The organism is Streptomyces sp. WAC 04229 (assembly GCF_003947455.1).
GTDB lineage: Bacteria > Actinomycetota > Actinomycetes > Streptomycetales > Streptomycetaceae > Streptomyces.
Genome location: NZ_QHJH01000089.1, coordinates 1 through 18,823, shown reverse-complemented (window position 1 = coordinate 18,823; position 18,823 = coordinate 1). Strand labels below are relative to the sequence as shown.

Sequence of the window (18,823 nt, the reverse complement as noted above, 5' to 3'; positions counted from 1 at the left end):
GCCCAGATCCCCGCACACATCCCCGCACACATCCCCGCACAAGGAGCAGACCCCATGTCCAACCCGCAAGCGGGCCAGGGCGCTTCGGTGCGCCGGGTGCTCGCGGTGATCCCCGCGCGCGGCGGCTCCAAGGGAGTGCCCGCGAAGAACCTCGCCCCCGTCGGCGGCGTCCCCCTGGTGGCCCGCGCGGTGCGCGAATGCCGGGCCGCCCGCCTGGTGACGGACGTCGTCGTCTCCACCGACGACCAGACCATCGCCGCGGCGGCCCGGGAGGCGGGCGCCGAGGTCGTGCTGCGGCCCGCCGCCATCGCCGGGGACACCGCCACCTCCGAGGCCGCCGTGCTGCACGCCATGGACGCCCACGAGGCCCTGCACGGCTCCGCCGTCGACGTGGTGCTGCTCGTGCAGTGCACCAGCCCCTTCATCGTCCGCGAGGACATCGACGGGGTGGCCGGCGCGGTCGCCGAGTCCGGCGCCGACACCGCGGTGACGGTGGCGCCGTTCCACGGCTTCGTGTGGCGCGACGGCGGCGACGAGCCCCGAGGGGCCGGCGCCCCCGAGGGCGGCTACGGCGTCAACCACGACAAGTCGTACCGCCCCCGCCGCCAGGACCGCCCCCAGGACCTGCTGGAGACCGGCGCCGCCTACGCCATGGCCGCCCCCGGCTTCCGCAAGCACGGGCACCGCTTCTTCGGCCGCACCGAACTGGTCCGCACCGACCCGGCCCGCGTCCTGGAGATCGACGACCCGCACGACCTGGCCCGCGCCCGGGCCCTGGCGCCGCACTTCGACGCCGCCCGGCCCGGCGCCCTCCCGACCGCGCGGGACATCGACGCGGTCGTCCTCGACTTCGACGGCACCCAGACCGACGACCGGGTGCTGATCGACTCCGACGGACGGGAGTTCGTCTCCGTGCACCGCGGCGACGGACTCGGCATCGCTGCCCTGCGCCGCAGCGGACTGACGATGCTGATCCTGTCCACGGAGGTGAACCCGGTCGTCGCCGCCCGCGCGCGCAAGCTCAAGCTCCCCGTGCTGCACGGCATCGACCGCAAGGACCTCGCGCTCAAGCAGTGGTGCGAGGAACAGGGCATCGCGCCCGAACGCGTGCTCTACGTCGGCAACGACGTCAACGACCTCCCGTGCTTCGCCCTCGTCGGCTGGCCCGTGGCGGTCGCCAGCGCCCACGACGCCGTACGCGGCGCGGCCCGCGCGGTCACCACCGTCCCCGGCGGCGACGGCGCCATCCGGGAGATCGCGAGCTGGCTCCTCGGCCCCTCGCTCGACTCCCACGACACCCCCGACTCCTTCGCATCCCCCACGATCACCCAGTCCAGGTAAGGAACCACTGCCATGAGCACCAACTCCCGCATCCGCACCTTCGGTACCCGCGAGGCCGGCCCCGGCCGCCCCGTCTACGTCACCGGTGAGATCGGCATCAACCACAACGGCGAGCTGGAGAACGCCTTCAAGCTGATCGACGCCGCCGCCGAGGCCGGCTGCGACGCCGTCAAGTTCCAGAAGCGCACCCCCGAGATCTGCACCCCGCGCGACCAGTGGGACATCGAGCGGGACACCCCCTGGGGCCGGATGACGTACATCGACTACCGCCACCGCGTGGAGTTCGGCGAGGACGAGTACCGCCAGATCGACGAGTACTGCAAGACCAAGGACATCGCCTGGTTCGCCTCCCCGTGGGACACCGAGGCCGTCGCCTTCCTGGAGAAGTTCGACGTCCCCGCCCACAAGGTCGCCTCCGCCTCGCTGACCGACGACGAGCTGCTGCGCGCCCTGCGCGCCACCGGCCGCACCGTCATCCTCTCCACCGGCATGTCCACCCCGAAGCAGATCCGCCACGCGGTCGAGGTCCTGGGCAGCGACAACATCCTGATGTGCCACGCCACATCGACGTACCCGGCGCAGGCCGAGGAGCTGAACCTCCGCGTCATCCACACCCTCCAGCAGGAGTACCCGAACGTCCCGATCGGCTACTCCGGCCACGAGACCGGCCTGCAGACCACGCTCGCCGCCGTCGCCCTCGGCGCCACCTTCGTCGAACGCCACATCACCCTCGACCGCGCCATGTGGGGCTCCGACCAGGCCGCCTCCGTCGAGCCGCAGGGCCTGACCCGCCTGGTGCGCGACATCCGCACCATCGAGGCCTCCCTCGGCGACGGCGTCAAGAAGGTCTACGAGTCCGAGCTGGGCCCGATGAAGAAGCTGCGCCGCGTCACCGGTGTCGTCGCCGAGGCGGAGATCGCCGACGCCGCGGGCGAGCCCGTCACCGTCTGACACCAGGTCCCACCACCCCACAAGGCCCTCACCACGGGACGGTCGTACGCCGATGAGCCCCCGCGCCGGGAATGCCGGCCCCCGCACTCTCGCCTTCGTCGAGAGCCCGGTACAACTGCTGAACGTGCTGGAGTGGGCGCACACCCGCGCACCCGGCGCGGAGCTCACCCTCGTGGTGCTGTCCCCCGTGGACCCGATGACCCGCGGTCAGCTGCGCCGCATGGCGGAACTGGCCCGCAAGGAGGGCCACGCGATCCGCTGGGAGGAGGCCAGGGGCGGTGCCACGGCACCCTTCCGCACCGTGGGCGGCCTCACCACCGCCCTGCGCCAGGCCGAACGGGTCGTGATGGGCGACCCCTTCTCCCGCTACGTCCAGCTGCTTCTGACCATCACCCGCGCCCACGACCTCGTCGTCGTCGACGACGGCACGGCCACGATGGAGTTCGTCACCCAGCTCGCCCAGGGCGAACGCCTGGTGCGCTGGCACCGCAAGGGCAGCCGGCCCGGCCCGCGCGACCTGCTCTTCGCGCCCGTCTCCCGGTCCGCCCGGCACCGCCTGACCCCGACCCCCGACCGGCAGGTCTCGGTCTTCTCCTCCATGCCGATCGAGGACGTCCCGGACGGCGTCACCGTCACCGCCAACGACTTCGCCTGGACCCGCGCCCGCTTCGGCCCGCCGCGCATCACCAAGGGCGCCGACATGGTCGGCACCTCCCTGGTCGAGACGGGCGTGGTCGAGGCCGACCGCTACCTGGACGCCGTACGCGGCCTGGCGAGGACGCACGGGGCGGCCCGCTACTTCGCCCACCGCCGCGAGAGCGCCGAGAAGCTGCACCGGCTGGCCGTGGAGACGGGCCTGCAGATCGTCCGCCCCGACCTCCCGCTGGAGCTGATCGCCCGCCGCGGCCCGATCGGCCGTACGGTCCTCAGTTTCCCGTCCACCGTCGTGCACACCCTGCCGCTGGCCCTGGCCGGCACCGAGGTCCGCGTCGCGGTCTGCGACATCGACCCCGCCTGGCTCACCCAGCACGCCTCACCGCGGGCCCGGGGCTTCCTGTCCGGGGTCACGGGCTCGGCCCGGGACGTCCACCGGCTGCCGTCGGTGGCGCACGCGGGGTAGGCCATCTCATGGCCATCTCATGGCCATCTCACGTGGACGGTCCAGCGTGGCTCAGCCGTACCGTGGTATGCGTGAGAGGAGCAAGTAAACAGGAAAGACGGAGCCGGGTGCCGAGGCCAGAAGCGGGTGAGTGTACCCACCCCCGTTGAGAGCCATGCGCCGAGCGGCCAACTTTCTTCGCCCAGCGGGCTGAAATTTTGTTGATCGCGGGACAGTTGACCACCCCGGCGTCCTACCCTTCAGAGGGTGAAGCAACTGATGTCCCGTGAGACCGAGGCCGATCCGTCAGGGGAAGCGCAACTTCCCGGTACGTTGCCGGAGGCGTTGCGCGCAGAACTCGTGGCCTTCCGCCGCGACCTGCACATGCACCCCGAGCTGGGCAACCAGGAGTTCCGCACCACCGCCGCCATCAAGGAACGGCTCGAACGAGCCGGCCTCAAGCCGCGCGTGCTTCCGGTCGGAACCGGGCTCGTCTGCGACATCGGCACCAACACCGACTCGGGACAGTGGGCCGGCGGGCCGCGCATGCTCGCCCTGCGGGCCGACATCGACGCGCTGCCCATCCCGGACACCAAGAGCGACTGCCCGTACCACTCGCGGGTGCCGGACCGCGCCCACGCCTGCGGCCACGACGTGCACACCACCGTCGTCCTCGGCACCGGACTGGTCCTCGCCGCGCTGCACGAGCGGGGGCTGCTGCCCCGGCCCGTGCGGCTGGTCTTCCAGCCCGCCGAGGAGGTGCTGCCCGGCGGTGCCGCCGACGCGATCGAGGGCGGCGCGCTCGACGGCGTGCGCCGGATCCTGGCCGTGCACTGCGACCCCCGGGTGGACGCCGGGCGGATCGGACTGCGGGTGGGGCCCATCACCTCCGCCTGCGACCGGCTGGAGATCGCCCTCAACGGCCCCGGCGGCCACACCGCCCGCCCGCACCTGACGACCGACCTGGTCACCGCCGCCGCGCGGGTGGTCACCGACGTGCCCTCGCTCGTCGCCCGGCGCGTGGACAGCCGCAGCGGCCTCGCCCTGACCTGGGGCCGGGTCGAGTCCGGCCACGCCCCGAACGTCATCCCGCAGCACGCCGAGCTCGCCGGGACGGTCCGCTGCCTCGACCTCGACGCCTGGCGCCAGGCCCCCGACCTGGTGGTGGGCGCCATCGACGAGATCGCCAACCTGTACCGGGCGAAGTCCGAGATCACCTACGTACGGGGCGTCCCGCCGGTCGTCAACGAGGTGACCAGCGTCGAACTCCTCCAGACCGCCATGATCGCCCGGCTGGGCACGGACTCCGTGGAGAGCACCGAGCAGAGCCTGGGCGGCGAGGACTTCTCCTGGTACCTGGAGCACGTGCCCGGCGCCATGGCCCGCCTCGGCGTCCGCCCGCCCGGCGAGCGCACCGTCCGCGACCTGCACCAGGGCGACTTCGACGTGGACGAGCACGCCATCACCGTCGGCGTGGAGATGTTCACCGCGGCGGCGCTCATCGACGCCGTCAACTGAGCGGCACCCGCCCACCGGGCCCGTCGCGGTTGCGGCCGCGGCGGGCCGGGGGCAGCCTGATGCGGTCGTTCACAAGGGCGTAACCGGCCAGCGGCACGAATGGGTAACGGCCACGCGGAACCCCGTTCCCAGGAGTTTCTACGCGCGTTAATCTGCGCCGAACCGAGCGCCCGCTGCGGGGCTTTGGAGAATGGGGAACTTCAGATGCGTCGGATATCGAGACTCACCCGCGTCGCGGTGGGGGCCGCGTCGCTCGCACTCGCCGCCACGGCCTGCGGAGGCACCAGCAGCGACAGCGGAGACGGCAAGGACGACAAGGGCCTCGCCATCGCGTACGACATCGGCGGCAAGGGCGACCAGTCCTTCAACGACGCCGCGTACGCCGGTCTGGAGCGGGCGAAGAAGGAGTTCGGCTACAAGACCGCCGACATCGAGCCCACCGACGGTGAGACGGACGCCGACAAGGAACAGCGTCTGACCTCCCTGGCCAAGCAGGGCTACAACCCCGTCATCGGCGTCGGCTTCGCCTACGGCCCGGCGATGAAGGCGGTCGCCTCGAAGTATCCGGACACCACCTTCGGCATCGTCGACTCGGTGGTCGAGGGCAAGAACGTGGCCTCCCTCGTCTTCGCCGAGAACGAGGCGTCCTACCTCGCCGGCGTCGCCGCCGCCAAGGCCACCAAGACCAAGACGGTGGGCTTCGTGGGCGGTGTGGACGTCCCGCTGATCCACAAGTTCGAGGCGGGCTACGAGCAGGGCGTCAAGGACACCGACCCGAAGGTCAAGGTCCTCTCGCAGTACCTGACGCAGACCGCCGAGGAGGGCGGCTTCTCCAGCCCCGACAAGGGCCGCGCGGCGGCCGAGGGGCAGATCGAGAAGAAGGCCGACGTCGTCTACCAGGCGGCCGGTCTGTCCGGGCAGGGCGTGATCGAGGCGGCCGCCAAGGCGAAGGTCTGGGCGATCGGCGTCGACTCGGACCAGTACGAGCAGGAGGCCCTCGCGGCCTACAAGGACTTCATCCTGACCTCCGCCCTCAAGGACATCAACGGAGCGGTCTACGCGCTGGCCAAGTCCGTCGAGGACGGCAAGCCGCTGACCGGCACCCAGACCTTCGACCTGAAGTCGGACGGGGTGGGCCTGTCCGACAGCAACCCGAAGTTCGCCGAGGTCGCGGGCGCCAAGGACGCCGTGGCCAAGGCCAAGGAGGGCATCACCGGCGGCTCGATCAAGGTCAGGACCGAGTAGCGCCGGCCTCCACGGCACTTCCTGAAGCGGGCGGGCGCCTCGGCGCCCGCCCGCTTCGGCATGCCCCGGCCGGGCTCCCGGCACCGCCCCGCGGCGTCACCCTCCGCCACCCTCCGTTTGCGTCCGGCAAGACTTCCCCGCTCCTCCGGGCCCCCTAGCTCACGGGCGGATAACAAGGTGGACAGAAGGGGTTTTCAGGCAGGTCTACGCGCGTTAATCTGCGGCGAAACCAGCGCCGCAGCCGAACCGTCCCAGGCGCTTGTACGACAGGAGCACCAGACATGCGCCGGATTTCCCGGATCACGGTCGCAGGCGCAGCGACCGCCTCCCTCGCCCTCGCGCTCTCCGCCTGCGGTGGTACCTCGACCTCCTCCGGGTCGGACTCCGACGGCGACAAGGGCCTCGCCATCGCCTACGACGTCGGCGGCAAGGGCGACCAGTCCTTCAACGACGCCGCGTACGCCGGCCTGGAGCAGGCGAAGAAGGAGTTCGGCTACGAGACCGCCGACGTCGAGCCCACCGACGGCGAGACCGACGCCGACAAGGAGCAGCGCCTGGTCTCCCTGGCCAAGCAGGGCCACAACCCGGTCGTCGGTGTCGGCTACGCGTACGCCGCCGCGATCAAGAACGCCGCCGAGAAGTACCCGGACACCACCTTCGGCATCGTGGACGACGCCACGATCGAGTCGAAGAACGTGGCGGACCTGGTCTTCAACGAGGAGCAGGCCTCCTACCTCGCCGGTGTCGCCGCGGCCAAGACCACCAAGACCGACACGGTCGGCTTCGTGGGCGGCGTGGACATCCCGCTGATCCACAAGTTCCAGGCCGGCTTCGCGCAGGGCGTCAAGGACACCGACCCGAAGGTCAAGGTCCTCTCCCAGTACCTCACGCAGACCGCGGAGGAGGGCGGCTTCTCCAGCCCCGACAAGGGCAAGACCGCCGCCGAGGGCCAGATAGAGAAGAAGGCCGACGTGGTCTACGCGGCCGCCGGCCTCTCCGGCCAGGGCGTGATCGAGGCCGCCGCCGCCAAGAAGATCTGGGCGATCGGCGTCGACTCCGACCAGTACAAGCAGGAAGCCCTCGCCAAGTACAAGGACTACATCCTGACTTCGGCCACCAAGGACGTCGCCAAGGCCGTGTACAACCTGGCGAAGTCCGTCGAGGACGGCAAGCCGGAGACGGGTATCGTTCGGGGCGATCTGAAGTCCGGCGAGGTCGGTCTCTCGGACTCCAACCCGAAGTTCGCGGACGACGCCGAGCTCCAGGCAGCCATCAAGACGGCCAAGGAGAAGATCATCAGCGGCGAGATCAAGGTCAAGAGCAGCTGAGCACCGAGCAGCTGACCAGCAATACCTCGAACAGCGTGTAACCGCGCCGGTCGCACCGCTCGGCGGGGTACGAGGAGGACGCCTGTGGCCCCTTCCTCGTACCCCGTCGTGTCGATGTGCCGCCGCCGCTTTTAGATGCCGTAGGGGCGCTACGCGCGTAGACGGCCCCCGTCCCCAGGAGTGTGCGCCATCAACGCGTCCAGCAGCCCTCCGGCCAAAGTGGCGGTCAAGGAACCGGTGACCGCCGTCGAACTCGCCGGGATCACCAAGCGCTTCCCCGGCGTCGTGGCCAATCACGACATCCACCTCACCGTCCGCAAGGGCACCGTGCACGCCCTCGTCGGTGAGAACGGCGCCGGCAAGTCGACGCTGATGAAGATCCTCTACGGCATGCAGAAGCCGGACGAGGGCACCATCGCGGTCGACGGCGAGCAGGTGGCCTTCTCCTCGCCCGCCGACGCCATCGCCCGCGGCATCGGCATGGTCCACCAGCACTTCATGCTCGCCGACAACCTCACGGTCCTGGAGAACGTGGTCCTCGGCAGCGAGAAGCTGTACGGCATCGGCGCCAAGGCCCGCCGGAAGATCAAGGAGATCTCCGAGCGGTACGGCCTCGGCGTCAAGCCCGACCTCCTGGTCGAGGAGCTAGGCGTCGCCGCCCGGCAGCGCGTGGAGATCCTCAAGGTCCTCTACCGCGGCGCCCGCACGCTGATCCTGGACGAGCCGACCGCCGTGCTCGTGCCGCAGGAGGTGGACGCCCTCTTCGACAACCTGCGCGGGCTGAAGGCCGAGGGCCTGTCCGTCATCTTCATCTCCCACAAGCTGGGCGAGGTGCTGTCGGTCGCCGACGAGATCACCGTCATCCGCCGGGGCACCACGGTCGGCACCGCCGTCCCCGCCGAGACCACCCCGCGCCAGCTCGCCGAGCTGATGGTCGGCAGCGAACTGCCCACCCCGGAGACCGCCGAGTCCACGGTCACCGACCGCCCGGTCCTCACCGTCGACACGCTGCGCCTGGCGGCCCCGGGCGGCAAGGCCCTGCTGGACGACATCTCCTTCACCATCCACGCCGGCGAAGTGCTGGGCATCGCCGGCGTCGAGGGCAACGGGCAGACCGAGCTGGTCGACGCGCTCATCGGCCTGCGCCACGCGGACTCCGGCTCCATCCGCTTCCTCGACGAGGACATCACCGCGCTGCCCACCCGCAAGCGCCGCGAGCAGGGCGTCGGCTACATCCCCGAGGACCGCCACCGCCACGGCCTGCTCCTGGAAGCGCCCCTCTGGGAGAACCGCATCCTCGGCCACGTCACCGAGAAGCCCAACAGCAAGGGCGTCTGGCTGGATCCGAAGGGCTCCCAGGAGGACACCCGGCGCATCGTCGAGACGTACGACGTCCGCACCCCCGGCATCGACGTCACCGCCGCCTCGCTCTCGGGCGGCAACCAGCAGAAGCTGATCGTCGGCCGCGAGATGAGCCACAAGCCGCGCTTCCTGATCGCCGCCCACCCCACCCGCGGTGTGGACGTCGGCGCGCAGGCCGCGATCTGGGACCACATCCGGGAGGCCCGCCGCGAGGGACTGGCCGTCCTGCTGATCTCCGCCGACCTGGACGAGCTGATCGGCCTGTCCGACACCCTCCGGGTGATCTACGACGGCAGGCTCGTGGCCGACGCCGACCCGGCCTCCATCACCCCCGAGGAGCTGGGCTCGGCCATGACCGGCGCCGCGAGCGGCCACCTGGAACACGAAGAGACGCCGACCGACGACGGTCCGGGTGCGGAAGACGAGGCCCGCTGATGAAGAAGTTCGACAAGGAGCGCGTGCTCCTCGCGGTGGCCGGACCGGTCATCGCGCTCGCCGTGGCCTTCGTGCTCAGCGCGATCGTCCTGATCGCCTCGGGCAAGAACCCGGTCGAACCGTTCGCCCTGATGTTCGAGCAGGCCGGATTCTCCGACATCCAGGTCCTGATCATCAACCAGGCGTCGATGTACTACATCGCCGCCCTGGCGGTCGCCATCGGCTTCCGGATGAACCTGTTCAACATCGGCGTCGACGGCCAGTACCAGCTCGCCGCCATGACGGCCGCGATCGTCGGGGCGCACGCCAACCTTCCGGCGTTCCTCCAGATCCCGCTGCTGCTGCTGACCGCCGTGTGCACCGGCGCCTTCTGGTCCGGCATCGCCGGTGTCCTCAAGGTCACCCGCGGCGTCAGCGAGGTGGTCGCGACGATCATGCTGAACGCCATCGCCACCTCCGTCATCGGCTACCTGTGGCTGCCGGACGTCTTCGGCGTCAAGATCGGCAACAACAACACCACCGGCGAGATGCACGAGTCCGGCTGGGTCCCCGGCATCGACATGGGCGCGGCCGGCGAGATCTACGGCCTGGTCGTCCTCGCCGTGCTCCTCGGCATCGCCTACTGGGTCGTCCTCAACCGCACCCGCTTCGGCTTCGACCTGCGCGCCTCCGGTGCCTCCGAGTCCGCCGCCGCGGCCAGCGGCGTCGACCCCAAGCGCATGGTGCTCACCGCGATGCTCCTCTCCGGCGGCCTCGCCGGTCTCGCGGGCCTGCCGATCCTGCTCGGCGACACCCACACCTACAGCCTCAACTTCCCCACCGGCATCGGCTTCCTCGGCATCGGCATCGCCCTGCTCGGCCGCAACAGCCCGGTCGGCATCGCCTTCGCCGCCCTGCTGTGGGCCTGGCTCGACAAGGCCTCGCCCGAACTGGACTTCCACGGTTACGACAAGGAGATCGCGGTCATCATGCAGGGCCTGATCGTCCTCTCGGTCGTCGTCTCCTACGAGGCCGTCCGCGAGTGGGGTCTGCGCCGCCAGCAGCGCCGGGTCGGCGCCGAGCTGGCCGCCGGACACGTCCTCGGCGCCACCGACAACACCAAGAAGGAGGTGGCTGGCCGATGACCACCGCAACCGACCTCAACCAGCCCACGCTGGAGCACGGGGCGCCGGCCGGCCGCCGGATCTCGCTGGGGGTCCTGATGCTGGTCATCGCCGGCGCCCTGGCGCTGACCTCCATCGTCCGCCTCATCACCGGCGCCAACGGCATCACCAACGTCAGCCAGATGTCCACCGCGCTCCAGCTCGCCGTGCCGATCGGCCTCGCCGGTCTCGGCGGCCTGTGGGCCGAGCGCGCGGGCGTGGTCAACATCGGCCTCGAGGGCATGATGATCCTCGGCACCTGGTTCGGTGCCTGGGCCGGCTTCCAGTGGGGCCCGTGGACCGGCGTCCTCGTCGGCATCGTCGGCGGTGCGCTCGGCGGCCTGCTGCACGCCATCGTGACGATCACCTTCAACGTCAACCACATCGTCTCCGGCGTCGCCATCAACATCCTCGCCCTCGGCGCCACCCGCTACCTCGCCCCGCTGGCCTTCGAGGGCCACCAGGGCGGCTCGGCCAAGCAGTCCCCGCCGGTGGACTCCCTCGGGCACTTCACGGTGCCGGGCCTCTCCGACGGGCTGGTGAGCCTGAACGACCGGCACTGGTTCCTGATCTCGGACATCGCGGGCCTGCTCGGCGGTCTGGTCACGAACGTCTCCTGGCTCACCCTGATCGCCGTCGCGCTGATCCCCGCCACCTGGTACATCCTGTGGCGCACCCCGTTCGGCCTGCGCCTGCGCTCCTGCGGCGAGAACCCGATCGCGGCCGAGTCGCTCGGCGTCAACGTCTACAAGTACAAGTACCTGGCCGTGATCATCTCCGGCGGTCTGGCCGGCCTCGGCGGCGTCTTCCTCTCCATCGTGGCCAACCCCTTCTACCTGGAGGGCCAGACCAGCGGCCGCGGCTACATCGGCCTCGCGGCGATGATCTTCGGCAACTGGATGCCGGGCGGACTCGCCATCGGCGCCGGGCTGTTCGGCTACACCGACAGCCTCAACCTGCGCGGCGGCTCCGCCAACGTGCACGCCCTGCTGCTGCTCGGCGCGCTGCTGCTGGTGGCCGGCGCCATCTGGCTCGCGATCCGCAAGAAGTACGTCAAGGCCGCGATCACGGTGCTCGTCGGCGCCCTGGTCTTCGCCTGGTACGCCGGCACCGACGACGTCCCCAACCAGGTCGTCTCCGCCACGCCGTACGTCGTCACCCTCGTCGTCCTCGCGCTCTCCGCCCAGCGGCTGCGGATGCCCAGGGCGAACGGCATGCCGTACCGGAAGGGGCAGGGCAAGTGACGGCCGTCGACTGGGACGGACTGCGCGCGGCCGCCCGGGACGCGATGTCCCGGGCGTACGCCCCCTACTCCGGGTACGCCGTCGGCGCCGCCGCCCTGGTCGACGACGGCCGCACGGTGACCGGCTGCAACGTGGAGAACGCCAGCTACGGCATCTCCCTGTGCGCCGAGTGCGGGCTCGTCTCCCAGCTCCGGCTGACCGGCGGCGGGCGGCTGACGCACTTCGTCTGCGTCGACGGCGAGGGCGCGGTCCTCGTCCCGTGCGGGCGCTGCCGACAGCTGCTCCACGAGTTCGGCGGCCCGGAGCTGCTCCTGGACACCCCGGCGGGGATCGTCCCCCTCGCGCAGATGCTCCCGCAGGCCTTCGGCCCGGACCACCTCACCAAGTAACTCCCGCAATCCCGTTAGGAAAGCCATACATGGGCATGGACGTCATCTCCGTCATCCGCACCAAGCGGGACCGCGGCGAACTCAGCGGCGAGCAGATCGACTGGGTCATCGACGCCTACACGCGCGGCGAGGTGGCCGACGAGCAGATGTCGTCGCTGGCGATGGCGATCCTGCTCAACGGCATGAACCGCGGCGAGATCGCCCGCTGGACGGCGGCGATGATCGCCTCCGGCGAGCGGATGGAGTTCTCGTCCCTGTCCCGCCCCACCGCCGACAAGCACTCCACGGGCGGTGTCGGCGACAAGATCACGCTGCCGCTGGCGCCCCTGGTGGCGGCGTGCGGCGCGGCCGTCCCGCAGCTCTCCGGCCGCGGCCTCGGCCACACCGGCGGCACGCTGGACAAGCTGGAGTCCATCCCGGGCTGGCGCGCCCTCATCTCCAACGAGGAGATGCTGAACGTCCTGGACACCACCGGCGCGGTGATCTGCGCGGCGGGTGACGGCCTGGCACCCGCCGACAAGAAGCTGTACGCCCTCCGGGACGTCACCGGCACGGTGGAGGCGATCCCGCTCATCGCCTCCTCCATCATGTCCAAGAAGATCGCCGAGGGCACGGGCTCCCTGGTCCTGGACGTCAAGGTCGGCTCGGGCGCCTTCATGAAGACGATCGAGGACGCGCGCGAACTGGCGTCCACGATGGTCGGCCTCGGCACCGACCACGGCGTCAAGACGGTCGCGCTGCTCACCGACATGGCGACCCCGCTCGGCCTCACCGCGGGCAACGCCCTGGAGGTCCGCGAGTCGGTCGAGGTCCTGGCCGGCGGCGGCCCCTCCGACGTGGTGGAGCTGACCCTCGCCCTGGCCCGCGAGATGCTGGCCGCCGCGGGCCTGCCGGACGCCGACCCGGCGAAGGCGCTGGCCGACGGCTCCGCGATGGACGTCTGGCGGCGCATGATCGCGGCCCAGGGCGGCGACCCGGACGCGGCCCTGCCCACGTCGAAGGAGCAGCACGTGGTGAAGGCCGCCTCCTCGGGCGTCCTGACCCGCCTCGACGCCTACGACATCGGCGTCGCCGCCTGGCGCCTCGGCGCGGGCCGCGCCCGCAAGGAGGACCCGGTGCAGGCCGCCGCGGGCGTCGAGCTGCACGCGAAGCCCGGCGACACCGTCACGGCCGGCCAGCCCCTCCTCACCCTGCACACCGACACCCCGGACCGCTTCGAGTACGCCCTCGCGGCGGTCGAGGGCTCCTACGACGTCGCCCCGACGGGCACGGACTTCACGGCGTCGCCGGTGGTGCTGGAACGCATCGCCTGACCAGGGGATTCCTCGATCGGGTGAACGGGGCCGGTTGACCTTTGCCGGTCCCGTTCGGCATGTTGACTGCCCGCATGCGGGAGTTCGACGGCGACTACATCCTGGCCGACAACGTGTGGGACGAGATCGTCTGGGTCTGGCGCCGGACGGAGGCACCCAGAGGCTGCAAGGTGGAGATCGTCGAAGGACTCGTCACGGTCGCACCGCTCCCCTCGGTCGCGCACAACTACGTCGCCGAACGCGTACAGCGACGTCTCTACGACGTGATCCCGGAAGACTGGGGCATCTACCAGCGACTGCCCTTGGCCGTACCGACCCGACTCGGCCTCTACACGCCGGACCTCGCTGTGATGCCGGAGAAGCCGCTCCGTGCAGGGGGCGAGCGGGTGATTGCCGCATCCAGGGCCGAACTCGTCGGGGAGGTCGTCTCCCCGGCCACGGCGGACAACGACCGGATCCACAAACTGGCGGGCTACGCACAAGCAGGAGTCCCGCTGTATCTCCTGATCGACAGCCTGGCACCCGACGGCCCGACGGTCACGCTCCACAGCGAACCCGAAGGCGACACCTATCGCTCCCTGCGTGAGGCGGGGTTCGGCGACCCGGTCGCGCTGCCGGCACCCTTCACGTGCACGCTGCACACCAGCGAGTTCCCCGAAGCCTGACTCACCCCAGCACCGCCGCCACCCCCACCAGCACCGGCACGGACACCACCGTCGACACCAGGATCGCGTCGCGGGCCAGCCGCTCGCCCACGCCGTACGTCGACGCGTACGTGTACAGGTTCTGCGCCGCGGGCAGTGCCGACGTCACCACCACGTCCAGGAGTTGGGCGCCCCGCAGCCCGAACACCCCGGAGGCCAGGGCCCAGGCCACTGCGGGCTGGCCGACCGCCTTCAACGCCACCGCCAGCAGCACCGGTTCGCGGTCCGTGCCCCGCATGGGCATCGTGGAGCCGCACAGGGAGATGCCGAAGGCGAGCAGGACCGCCGGCACCGACATGTTGCCGATCAGGGTCACCGGGTCCATCACCGCGTCCGGCACCCGCAGCCCGCTCGCGGCGACCGCGACCCCGGCCAGCGACCCCAGCGCGATCGGGTTGCGCAGCGGCGTCAGCAGCCGCCGCCACAGCGGGCCCCGCGCACCCCCGCCGGACAGGTCCAGGATGGTCACCGCCACCGGCGTCACCAGCACCAGTTGGAACAGCAGTACCGGCGCCACCAGCGAGGCGTCGCCCAGCACGTACACGGCGATCGGGATGCCGAGGTTGCCGGAGTTGACGTAACCGGAGCACAGGGCGCCGATCGTCGTCCTGCCCACGCCCCAGCGGCGTGCGACGCCCACCGCGACGAAGGCCCCGGCCACCGCCGCCGTGGACAGCGCCGTCACCAGGAGCCGGCTGGAGAAGACCACCGACAGGTCGGCCGTCGCGAGGGTGGTGAACAGCAGGGCGGGGGACGCCACGTGGAAGGCCAGCTTGGTCAGCACCTCGCGCCCCTGCGGCCCCAGGTGGCCGCGCAGCCCCAGTACGTAGCCGACGGCGATGACGACCGCGATGACCGCGAACCCGGTCAGTACCCCCTGCACGGCGGTGCCTCCTCGGCGAGGACGGGCACGTCCGGCGGCACGGCGGGGCACGACGATGCATGGGGCATACAGCAAACCCTCCGGCGGAGGGCATGCGCAGGTCAATGTGATCTCTGCCCGCGGACACCGATGAGTTCGGGGCGCAAGCCGGGTCTACCGCACGTGGACGCCATGACACCCGCCGTACTCGTGCTGCCGGGGCCCGTCTCCCGAGGGGAGACACCCCGGCTCTGCGACGAGGCGCGCGCGCTGCTGGAAGCCACCCGCGCCGGGGTGGTCGTCTGCGACGTCGGGGGGCTCGGACCGCCGGGGCTGGCGGTCGTGGACCTGCTGGCCCGCCTGGAGCTCACCGCCAGGCGGGCGGGGGGCCGGATACGGCTGCGGGACCCCGACCCCGCCCTGCACGCGCTACTGGACCTGGTCGGCCTCCGCTTCGAGACGGAGGGGCAGGTCGAACAGCGGGAACCACCGCTTCGTGTCGAGGAAGCAGTGGAACCCGGTGATCCGGCCGTCTGAGATCTCCAGCACCTGGACCGCCCACGGCGTGTACCCGCCCGCCTCGGGGTCCGGCTTGTAGTGCGCGAAGGCGGGCAGTCCGTTGGCCTCCACCGGCACCAGCCGGGAATCGGCGCAGGCCGCGCCGAGCGTCGTCATGAAGCCGGTGATGTCCTCGGAACCGGCCAGCCAGAGATCGAACGGCGGCATCGTCATGACCGCGTCCTCGTGCAGCAGCGCCGTCAGCGCCGTCATGTCGTAGCCCTCGAAGGCGGCGACGTAGCGGTCGAGGAGCTTCTGCTGCTCCTCGTCCAGCGGGTCGGAGACGGCCGCGCCGTCCCCGCGGTCCGCCCGGTCGGCGAGGGTGGCGCGGGCGCGCTGGAGGGCGCTGTTGACCGAGGGGACCGAGGTGCCGAGCAGCTCGGCGACCTCGCTCGCCTTCCAGGCCAGCACCTCGCGCAGGATGAGCACCGCGCGCTGCTTGGGCGGCAGCTGCTGGAGGGCGGCCATGAAGGCGAGCCGCACGGACTCCTTGGCGACCGCGGCCTCGGCCGGGTCCGCGGTCGAGGGCAGCACGCGCGCGTCGGGCATCGGCTCCAGCCAGGTGTGGTCCGGGCGGGGGGACAGGGCGGCCTGGGCGAGCGGCGTGGACTCGGTCAGGTCCATCGGGCGGGCCCGCTTGTTGCCCGCGGTCAGCATGTCCAGGCAGACGTTGGTCGCGATCCGGTAGAGCCAGGAGCGGAGACTGGAGCGTCCCTCGAACTTGTCGTAGCTGCGCCAGGCGCGGACCAGGGTGTCCTGCACCGCGTCCTCGGCCTCGAAGGAGGAGCCGAGCATCCGGTAGCAGTACCCGGTCAGCTCGGTCCGGTGCTTCTCCAGCGCGGAGTCCAGCTCCGTCGTCATGGTGTCGTTGGTCATCGTCCACCCACCCCTGGGGCCGTCCCGTCGTGCGCGTCTTCGCGCCCCGCACTTCGGAAGCTACCGCAGGGGACTGACAATGGCCTGTGCAGCGAATGAAACCGCAGGTCGAGGCGGTCTCTACAGTCCCGCCCCCACCTGTTCCCTCCGGCTCGGGAACCTCAGGCGCCCGCCGCGACCGCGCCCGCGGTGCGCCGTGCCGCCACCGAGCCCGTCACCGTGATCGCCACGACGCCCAGTACCGCCAGCAGGCCGATGCCGACCGTGCCGGTCCAGCCGCCCGCGTGGAAGGCGACCGCGCCGGCCGTGCTGCCCGCGCTGGAGCCGACGTAGTAGGCGGACTGGTAGAGGGCCGAGGCCTGGGCGCGGCCGTGCTGGGCGGTCTTCCCGACCGCCGAGGAGGCCACCGCGTGGCCGGCGAAGAAGCCCGCCGTGATCAGCACCAGGCCCAGCAGGACCAGGGGCAGGGACGGGGCGAGGGACAGCAGCAGACCCGCCGCCGTCGTGCCGCCGCCCAGGTACAGCGCGCCGCGCCGGCCGAGGCGGCCCACCAGACGGCCCGCCGTCGAGGCCGAGACCGTACCGACCAGGTAGACCAGGAAGATCGAGCCGATGAGGCCCTGCGGGAGGGAGAACGGCGCCTCCGCCAGCCGGTAGCCGATCACCGTGTAGACGCCGCCGAAGACCGTCATGAACAGCGCGCCGATCGCGTACAGGCGCCGCAGCAGCGGGTTGGCGAGGTGGTCGCGGACCGTGCGGACCAGGACCCGTGGGCGCAGCGAGCCCGCCCTGAAGTGCTTCGGCGCCGGCAGCAGCAGCCGGAAGGCGACCGCGCACGCCACCGCCACGACGCCGATCACGCCGACGGCGATCCGCCAGCCCCACTCCTGGGCCACCCAGCCGGTGATCACCCGGCCGCTCATCCCGCCGACGCTGTTGCCCGCGACGAACAGGCCGATCGCGGTGACCAGCGCCCGCGGCGTGACCTCCTCCGCGAGGTACGCCGTCGCCGAGGCGGGCAGCCCCGCCAGCGCCGCGCCCTGCACCGCGCGCAGCGCGACCAGCGCCGGCAGCGAGGGGGCGAAGGGGACCAGCAGCCCGACGGTCACCGCGACCGCCAGCGACGCCGTCATGACGGTACGCCGCCCGAAACGCTCCGAGAGCGCGCTCATCGGCAGCACGAACACCGCCAGACCACCGGTCGCGGCGGCCACCGTCCAGCTCGCGTCGCTCGCCGTGACGCCCATGTCGCCCGAGATCAGCGGGAGCAGCGCCTGCGTGGAGTACAGCAGCGCGAAGGTCGCGACGCCCGCGAGGAAGAGGGCGAGGCTCATCCGGCGGTAGCCGGGCCCGCCCGGGGCCATGCGCGCGTCGGAGGTGCCGGGGACGGAGACTGCGGATGCGGCGCCCACGGTGGTGGGCGCCCCGGTATCGGCGGGAGTCATACCGTGACCGTACGGAGCCCGTGACTCATCCGTCCAATGCATGGAATGGGCATAATCGTTCCCATGGTGCATCAGCAGAGCTCACAGCCTCGCCTGTCACGGTCCGGTGACACAGAAGACATCGTCGCGCTGCTCGCGCCCCGCCTCGCGCACTTCGCCGGAGTCGCCCGCACCGAGCACGTGACCCGGGCCGCGCAGGAGATGAACGTCCCCCAGTCGACCCTCTCCCGCGCCCTCGTCCGGCTCGAAGCCGACCTGGGCGTCGACCTCTTCGTCCGCCACGGCCGCACCCTCGCGCTGACCGTCGCCGGCCGCACCTTCCTCGGCTCCGTCGAACGCGCCCTCGCCGAGGTCGAGCGCGCCGCCGAGGAGGTCCGCGCGGACGCCGACCCGGCCACCGGCAAGGTCGCCTTCGGCTTCCTGCACACCATGGGCGCCGAGACGGTCCCCGGCCTGCTGCACGCCTTCCGCGCCGACCACCCCCGCGTCCGCTTCAGCCTCGTCCAGAACTACGGCGAGGCCATGCTGGAGCGCCTGCGCGCCGGTGAACTCGACCTCTGCCTCACCTCCCCGGTCCCGGACGCCCCCGACCTGGTCGCCCGCCGCCTCGACGAGCAGAAGCTGCGCCTGGTCGTCCCGGCCGACCACACCCTGGCCGCCCGCAGGCGCGTCCGCCTCGCCGAGGCGGCCGACGAGAACTTCGTGACCCTGGAGCCCGGCTACGGCCTGCGCCGCATCACCGACGCCCTGTGCGCGGAGGCCGGGTTCCGCCCCAAGGTCGCCTTCGAGGGGGAGGAGGCCGAGACGCTGCGCGGCCTGGTCGCGGCGGGGCTCGGCGTCGCCCTGCTGCCCCCGCCCCCCGGTCCCCGCGTGGGCGGCGCGCCCTGCCCGACGCCTACGTGCGCCTCGTCGGCATGAAGCTGTTCAGCGACCGCGCCGTCGACTACTTCCGTACCGCCGGCCCGGACGACCGCCGCTACCTGCTGTTCAACCCGATGACCAAGATGAAGG

The 18,823-nt window shown here is 71.5% G+C and carries 17 protein-coding genes; 14 read left to right on the top strand and 3 right to left on the bottom strand.

The genetic code is table 11. The features are described from left to right. The first annotated feature begins 54 nt into the window (after positions 1-54). From DMH12_RS22600 to DMH12_RS22545, 12 genes are all read left to right on the top strand, one after another. Complete coding sequence (locus DMH12_RS22600; protein ID WP_125493316.1) at positions 55-1,341, top strand: N-acylneuraminate cytidylyltransferase; 1,287 nt, start codon at positions 55-57, stop codon at positions 1,339-1,341. Between the two features lie 12 nt (positions 1,342-1,353). Further along, positions 1,354-2,292 carry an N-acetylneuraminate synthase family protein gene (locus DMH12_RS22595; RefSeq protein WP_125493315.1) on the top strand — a complete coding sequence of 313 codons (939 nt, stop codon included), beginning with the start codon at positions 1,354-1,356 and terminating at the stop codon, positions 2,290-2,292. Positions 2,293-2,344: 52 nt separating this feature from the next. After that, on the top strand, positions 2,345-3,412 hold the full coding sequence (locus tag DMH12_RS22590) for a hypothetical protein (protein WP_125493314.1): 1,068 nt from the start codon (positions 2,345-2,347) through the stop codon (positions 3,410-3,412). A gap of 258 nt (positions 3,413-3,670) precedes the next feature. Then, entirely contained in the window at positions 3,671-4,909 is a 1,239-nt protein-coding gene (locus tag DMH12_RS22585; RefSeq protein WP_125493317.1) for a M20 family metallopeptidase, read from the top strand. A 204-nt stretch (positions 4,910-5,113) separates the two neighbouring features. Beyond that, positions 5,114-6,154, top strand: a complete 1,041-nt coding sequence (locus DMH12_RS22580) for a BMP family protein (RefSeq protein ID WP_125493313.1) — start codon at positions 5,114-5,116, stop codon at positions 6,152-6,154. A 281-nt stretch (positions 6,155-6,435) separates the two neighbouring features. After that, entirely contained in the window at positions 6,436-7,482 is a 1,047-nt protein-coding gene (locus DMH12_RS22575; protein WP_122615900.1) for a BMP family protein, read from the top strand. 237 nt (positions 7,483-7,719) lie between these two features. Next, positions 7,720-9,279: an ABC transporter ATP-binding protein gene (locus tag DMH12_RS22570; protein WP_122615901.1), complete on the top strand. Its 1,560-nt coding sequence runs from the start codon at positions 7,720-7,722 to the stop codon at positions 9,277-9,279. Next, a complete protein-coding gene (locus DMH12_RS22565; protein WP_125493312.1) occupies positions 9,279-10,403 on the top strand; it encodes an ABC transporter permease in 1,125 nt (374 codons plus the stop codon). The genes DMH12_RS22570 and DMH12_RS22565 overlap by 1 nt, the downstream gene beginning before the upstream one ends. Next, the gene (locus DMH12_RS22560) at positions 10,400-11,665 is read left to right on the top strand and encodes an ABC transporter permease (protein WP_125493311.1); all 1,266 of its coding nucleotides are present in this window, start codon (positions 10,400-10,402) and stop codon (positions 11,663-11,665) included. The genes DMH12_RS22565 and DMH12_RS22560 overlap by 4 nt, the downstream gene beginning before the upstream one ends. Beyond that, positions 11,662-12,054 (top strand): cytidine deaminase, encoded by a 393-nt coding sequence (locus DMH12_RS22555; RefSeq protein WP_125493310.1) that lies wholly within the window; start codon positions 11,662-11,664, stop codon positions 12,052-12,054. Before DMH12_RS22560 ends, DMH12_RS22555 begins: the two co-directional genes overlap by 4 nt. A gap of 29 nt (positions 12,055-12,083) precedes the next feature. Continuing rightward, positions 12,084-13,367 (top strand): thymidine phosphorylase, encoded by a 1,284-nt coding sequence (locus tag DMH12_RS22550; RefSeq protein ID WP_125493309.1) that lies wholly within the window; start codon positions 12,084-12,086, stop codon positions 13,365-13,367. A gap of 74 nt (positions 13,368-13,441) precedes the next feature. Then, a complete protein-coding gene (locus DMH12_RS22545) occupies positions 13,442-14,032 on the top strand; it encodes a Uma2 family endonuclease (RefSeq protein ID WP_125493308.1) in 591 nt (196 codons plus the stop codon). Position 14,033: 1 nt separating this feature from the next. On the opposite strand, the gene DMH12_RS22540 is transcribed toward DMH12_RS22545, so the two are convergent. Next, positions 14,034-14,954 carry an AEC family transporter gene (locus DMH12_RS22540; protein WP_125493307.1) on the bottom strand — a complete coding sequence of 307 codons (921 nt, stop codon included), beginning with the start codon at positions 14,952-14,954 and terminating at the stop codon, positions 14,034-14,036. 129 nt (positions 14,955-15,083) lie between these two features. Here DMH12_RS22540 and DMH12_RS22535 point away from each other — a divergent pair, with 129 nt between their 5' ends. Continuing rightward, entirely contained in the window at positions 15,084-15,470 is a 387-nt protein-coding gene (locus DMH12_RS22535; RefSeq protein WP_125493306.1) for an STAS domain-containing protein, read from the top strand. Here the strand turns inward: DMH12_RS22535 and DMH12_RS22530 are convergent. Together DMH12_RS22530 and DMH12_RS22525 are read right to left on the bottom strand one after the other, a co-directional pair. Then, complete coding sequence (locus tag DMH12_RS22530; RefSeq protein ID WP_125493305.1) at positions 15,363-16,367, bottom strand: sigma-70 family RNA polymerase sigma factor; 1,005 nt, start codon at positions 16,365-16,367, stop codon at positions 15,363-15,365. The two genes, DMH12_RS22535 and DMH12_RS22530, sit on opposite strands and share 108 nt — an antisense overlap. Before the next feature lie 161 nt (positions 16,368-16,528). After that, a complete protein-coding gene (locus tag DMH12_RS22525) occupies positions 16,529-17,812 on the bottom strand; it encodes an MFS transporter (RefSeq protein WP_125493304.1) in 1,284 nt (427 codons plus the stop codon). Positions 17,813-17,875: 63 nt separating this feature from the next. Between DMH12_RS22525 and DMH12_RS22520 the strand changes: the two genes are divergently transcribed. Next, a complete protein-coding gene (locus DMH12_RS22520) occupies positions 17,876-18,730 on the top strand; it encodes a LysR family transcriptional regulator (protein WP_260474306.1) in 855 nt (284 codons plus the stop codon). Positions 18,731-18,823: the final 93 nt, after the last annotated feature.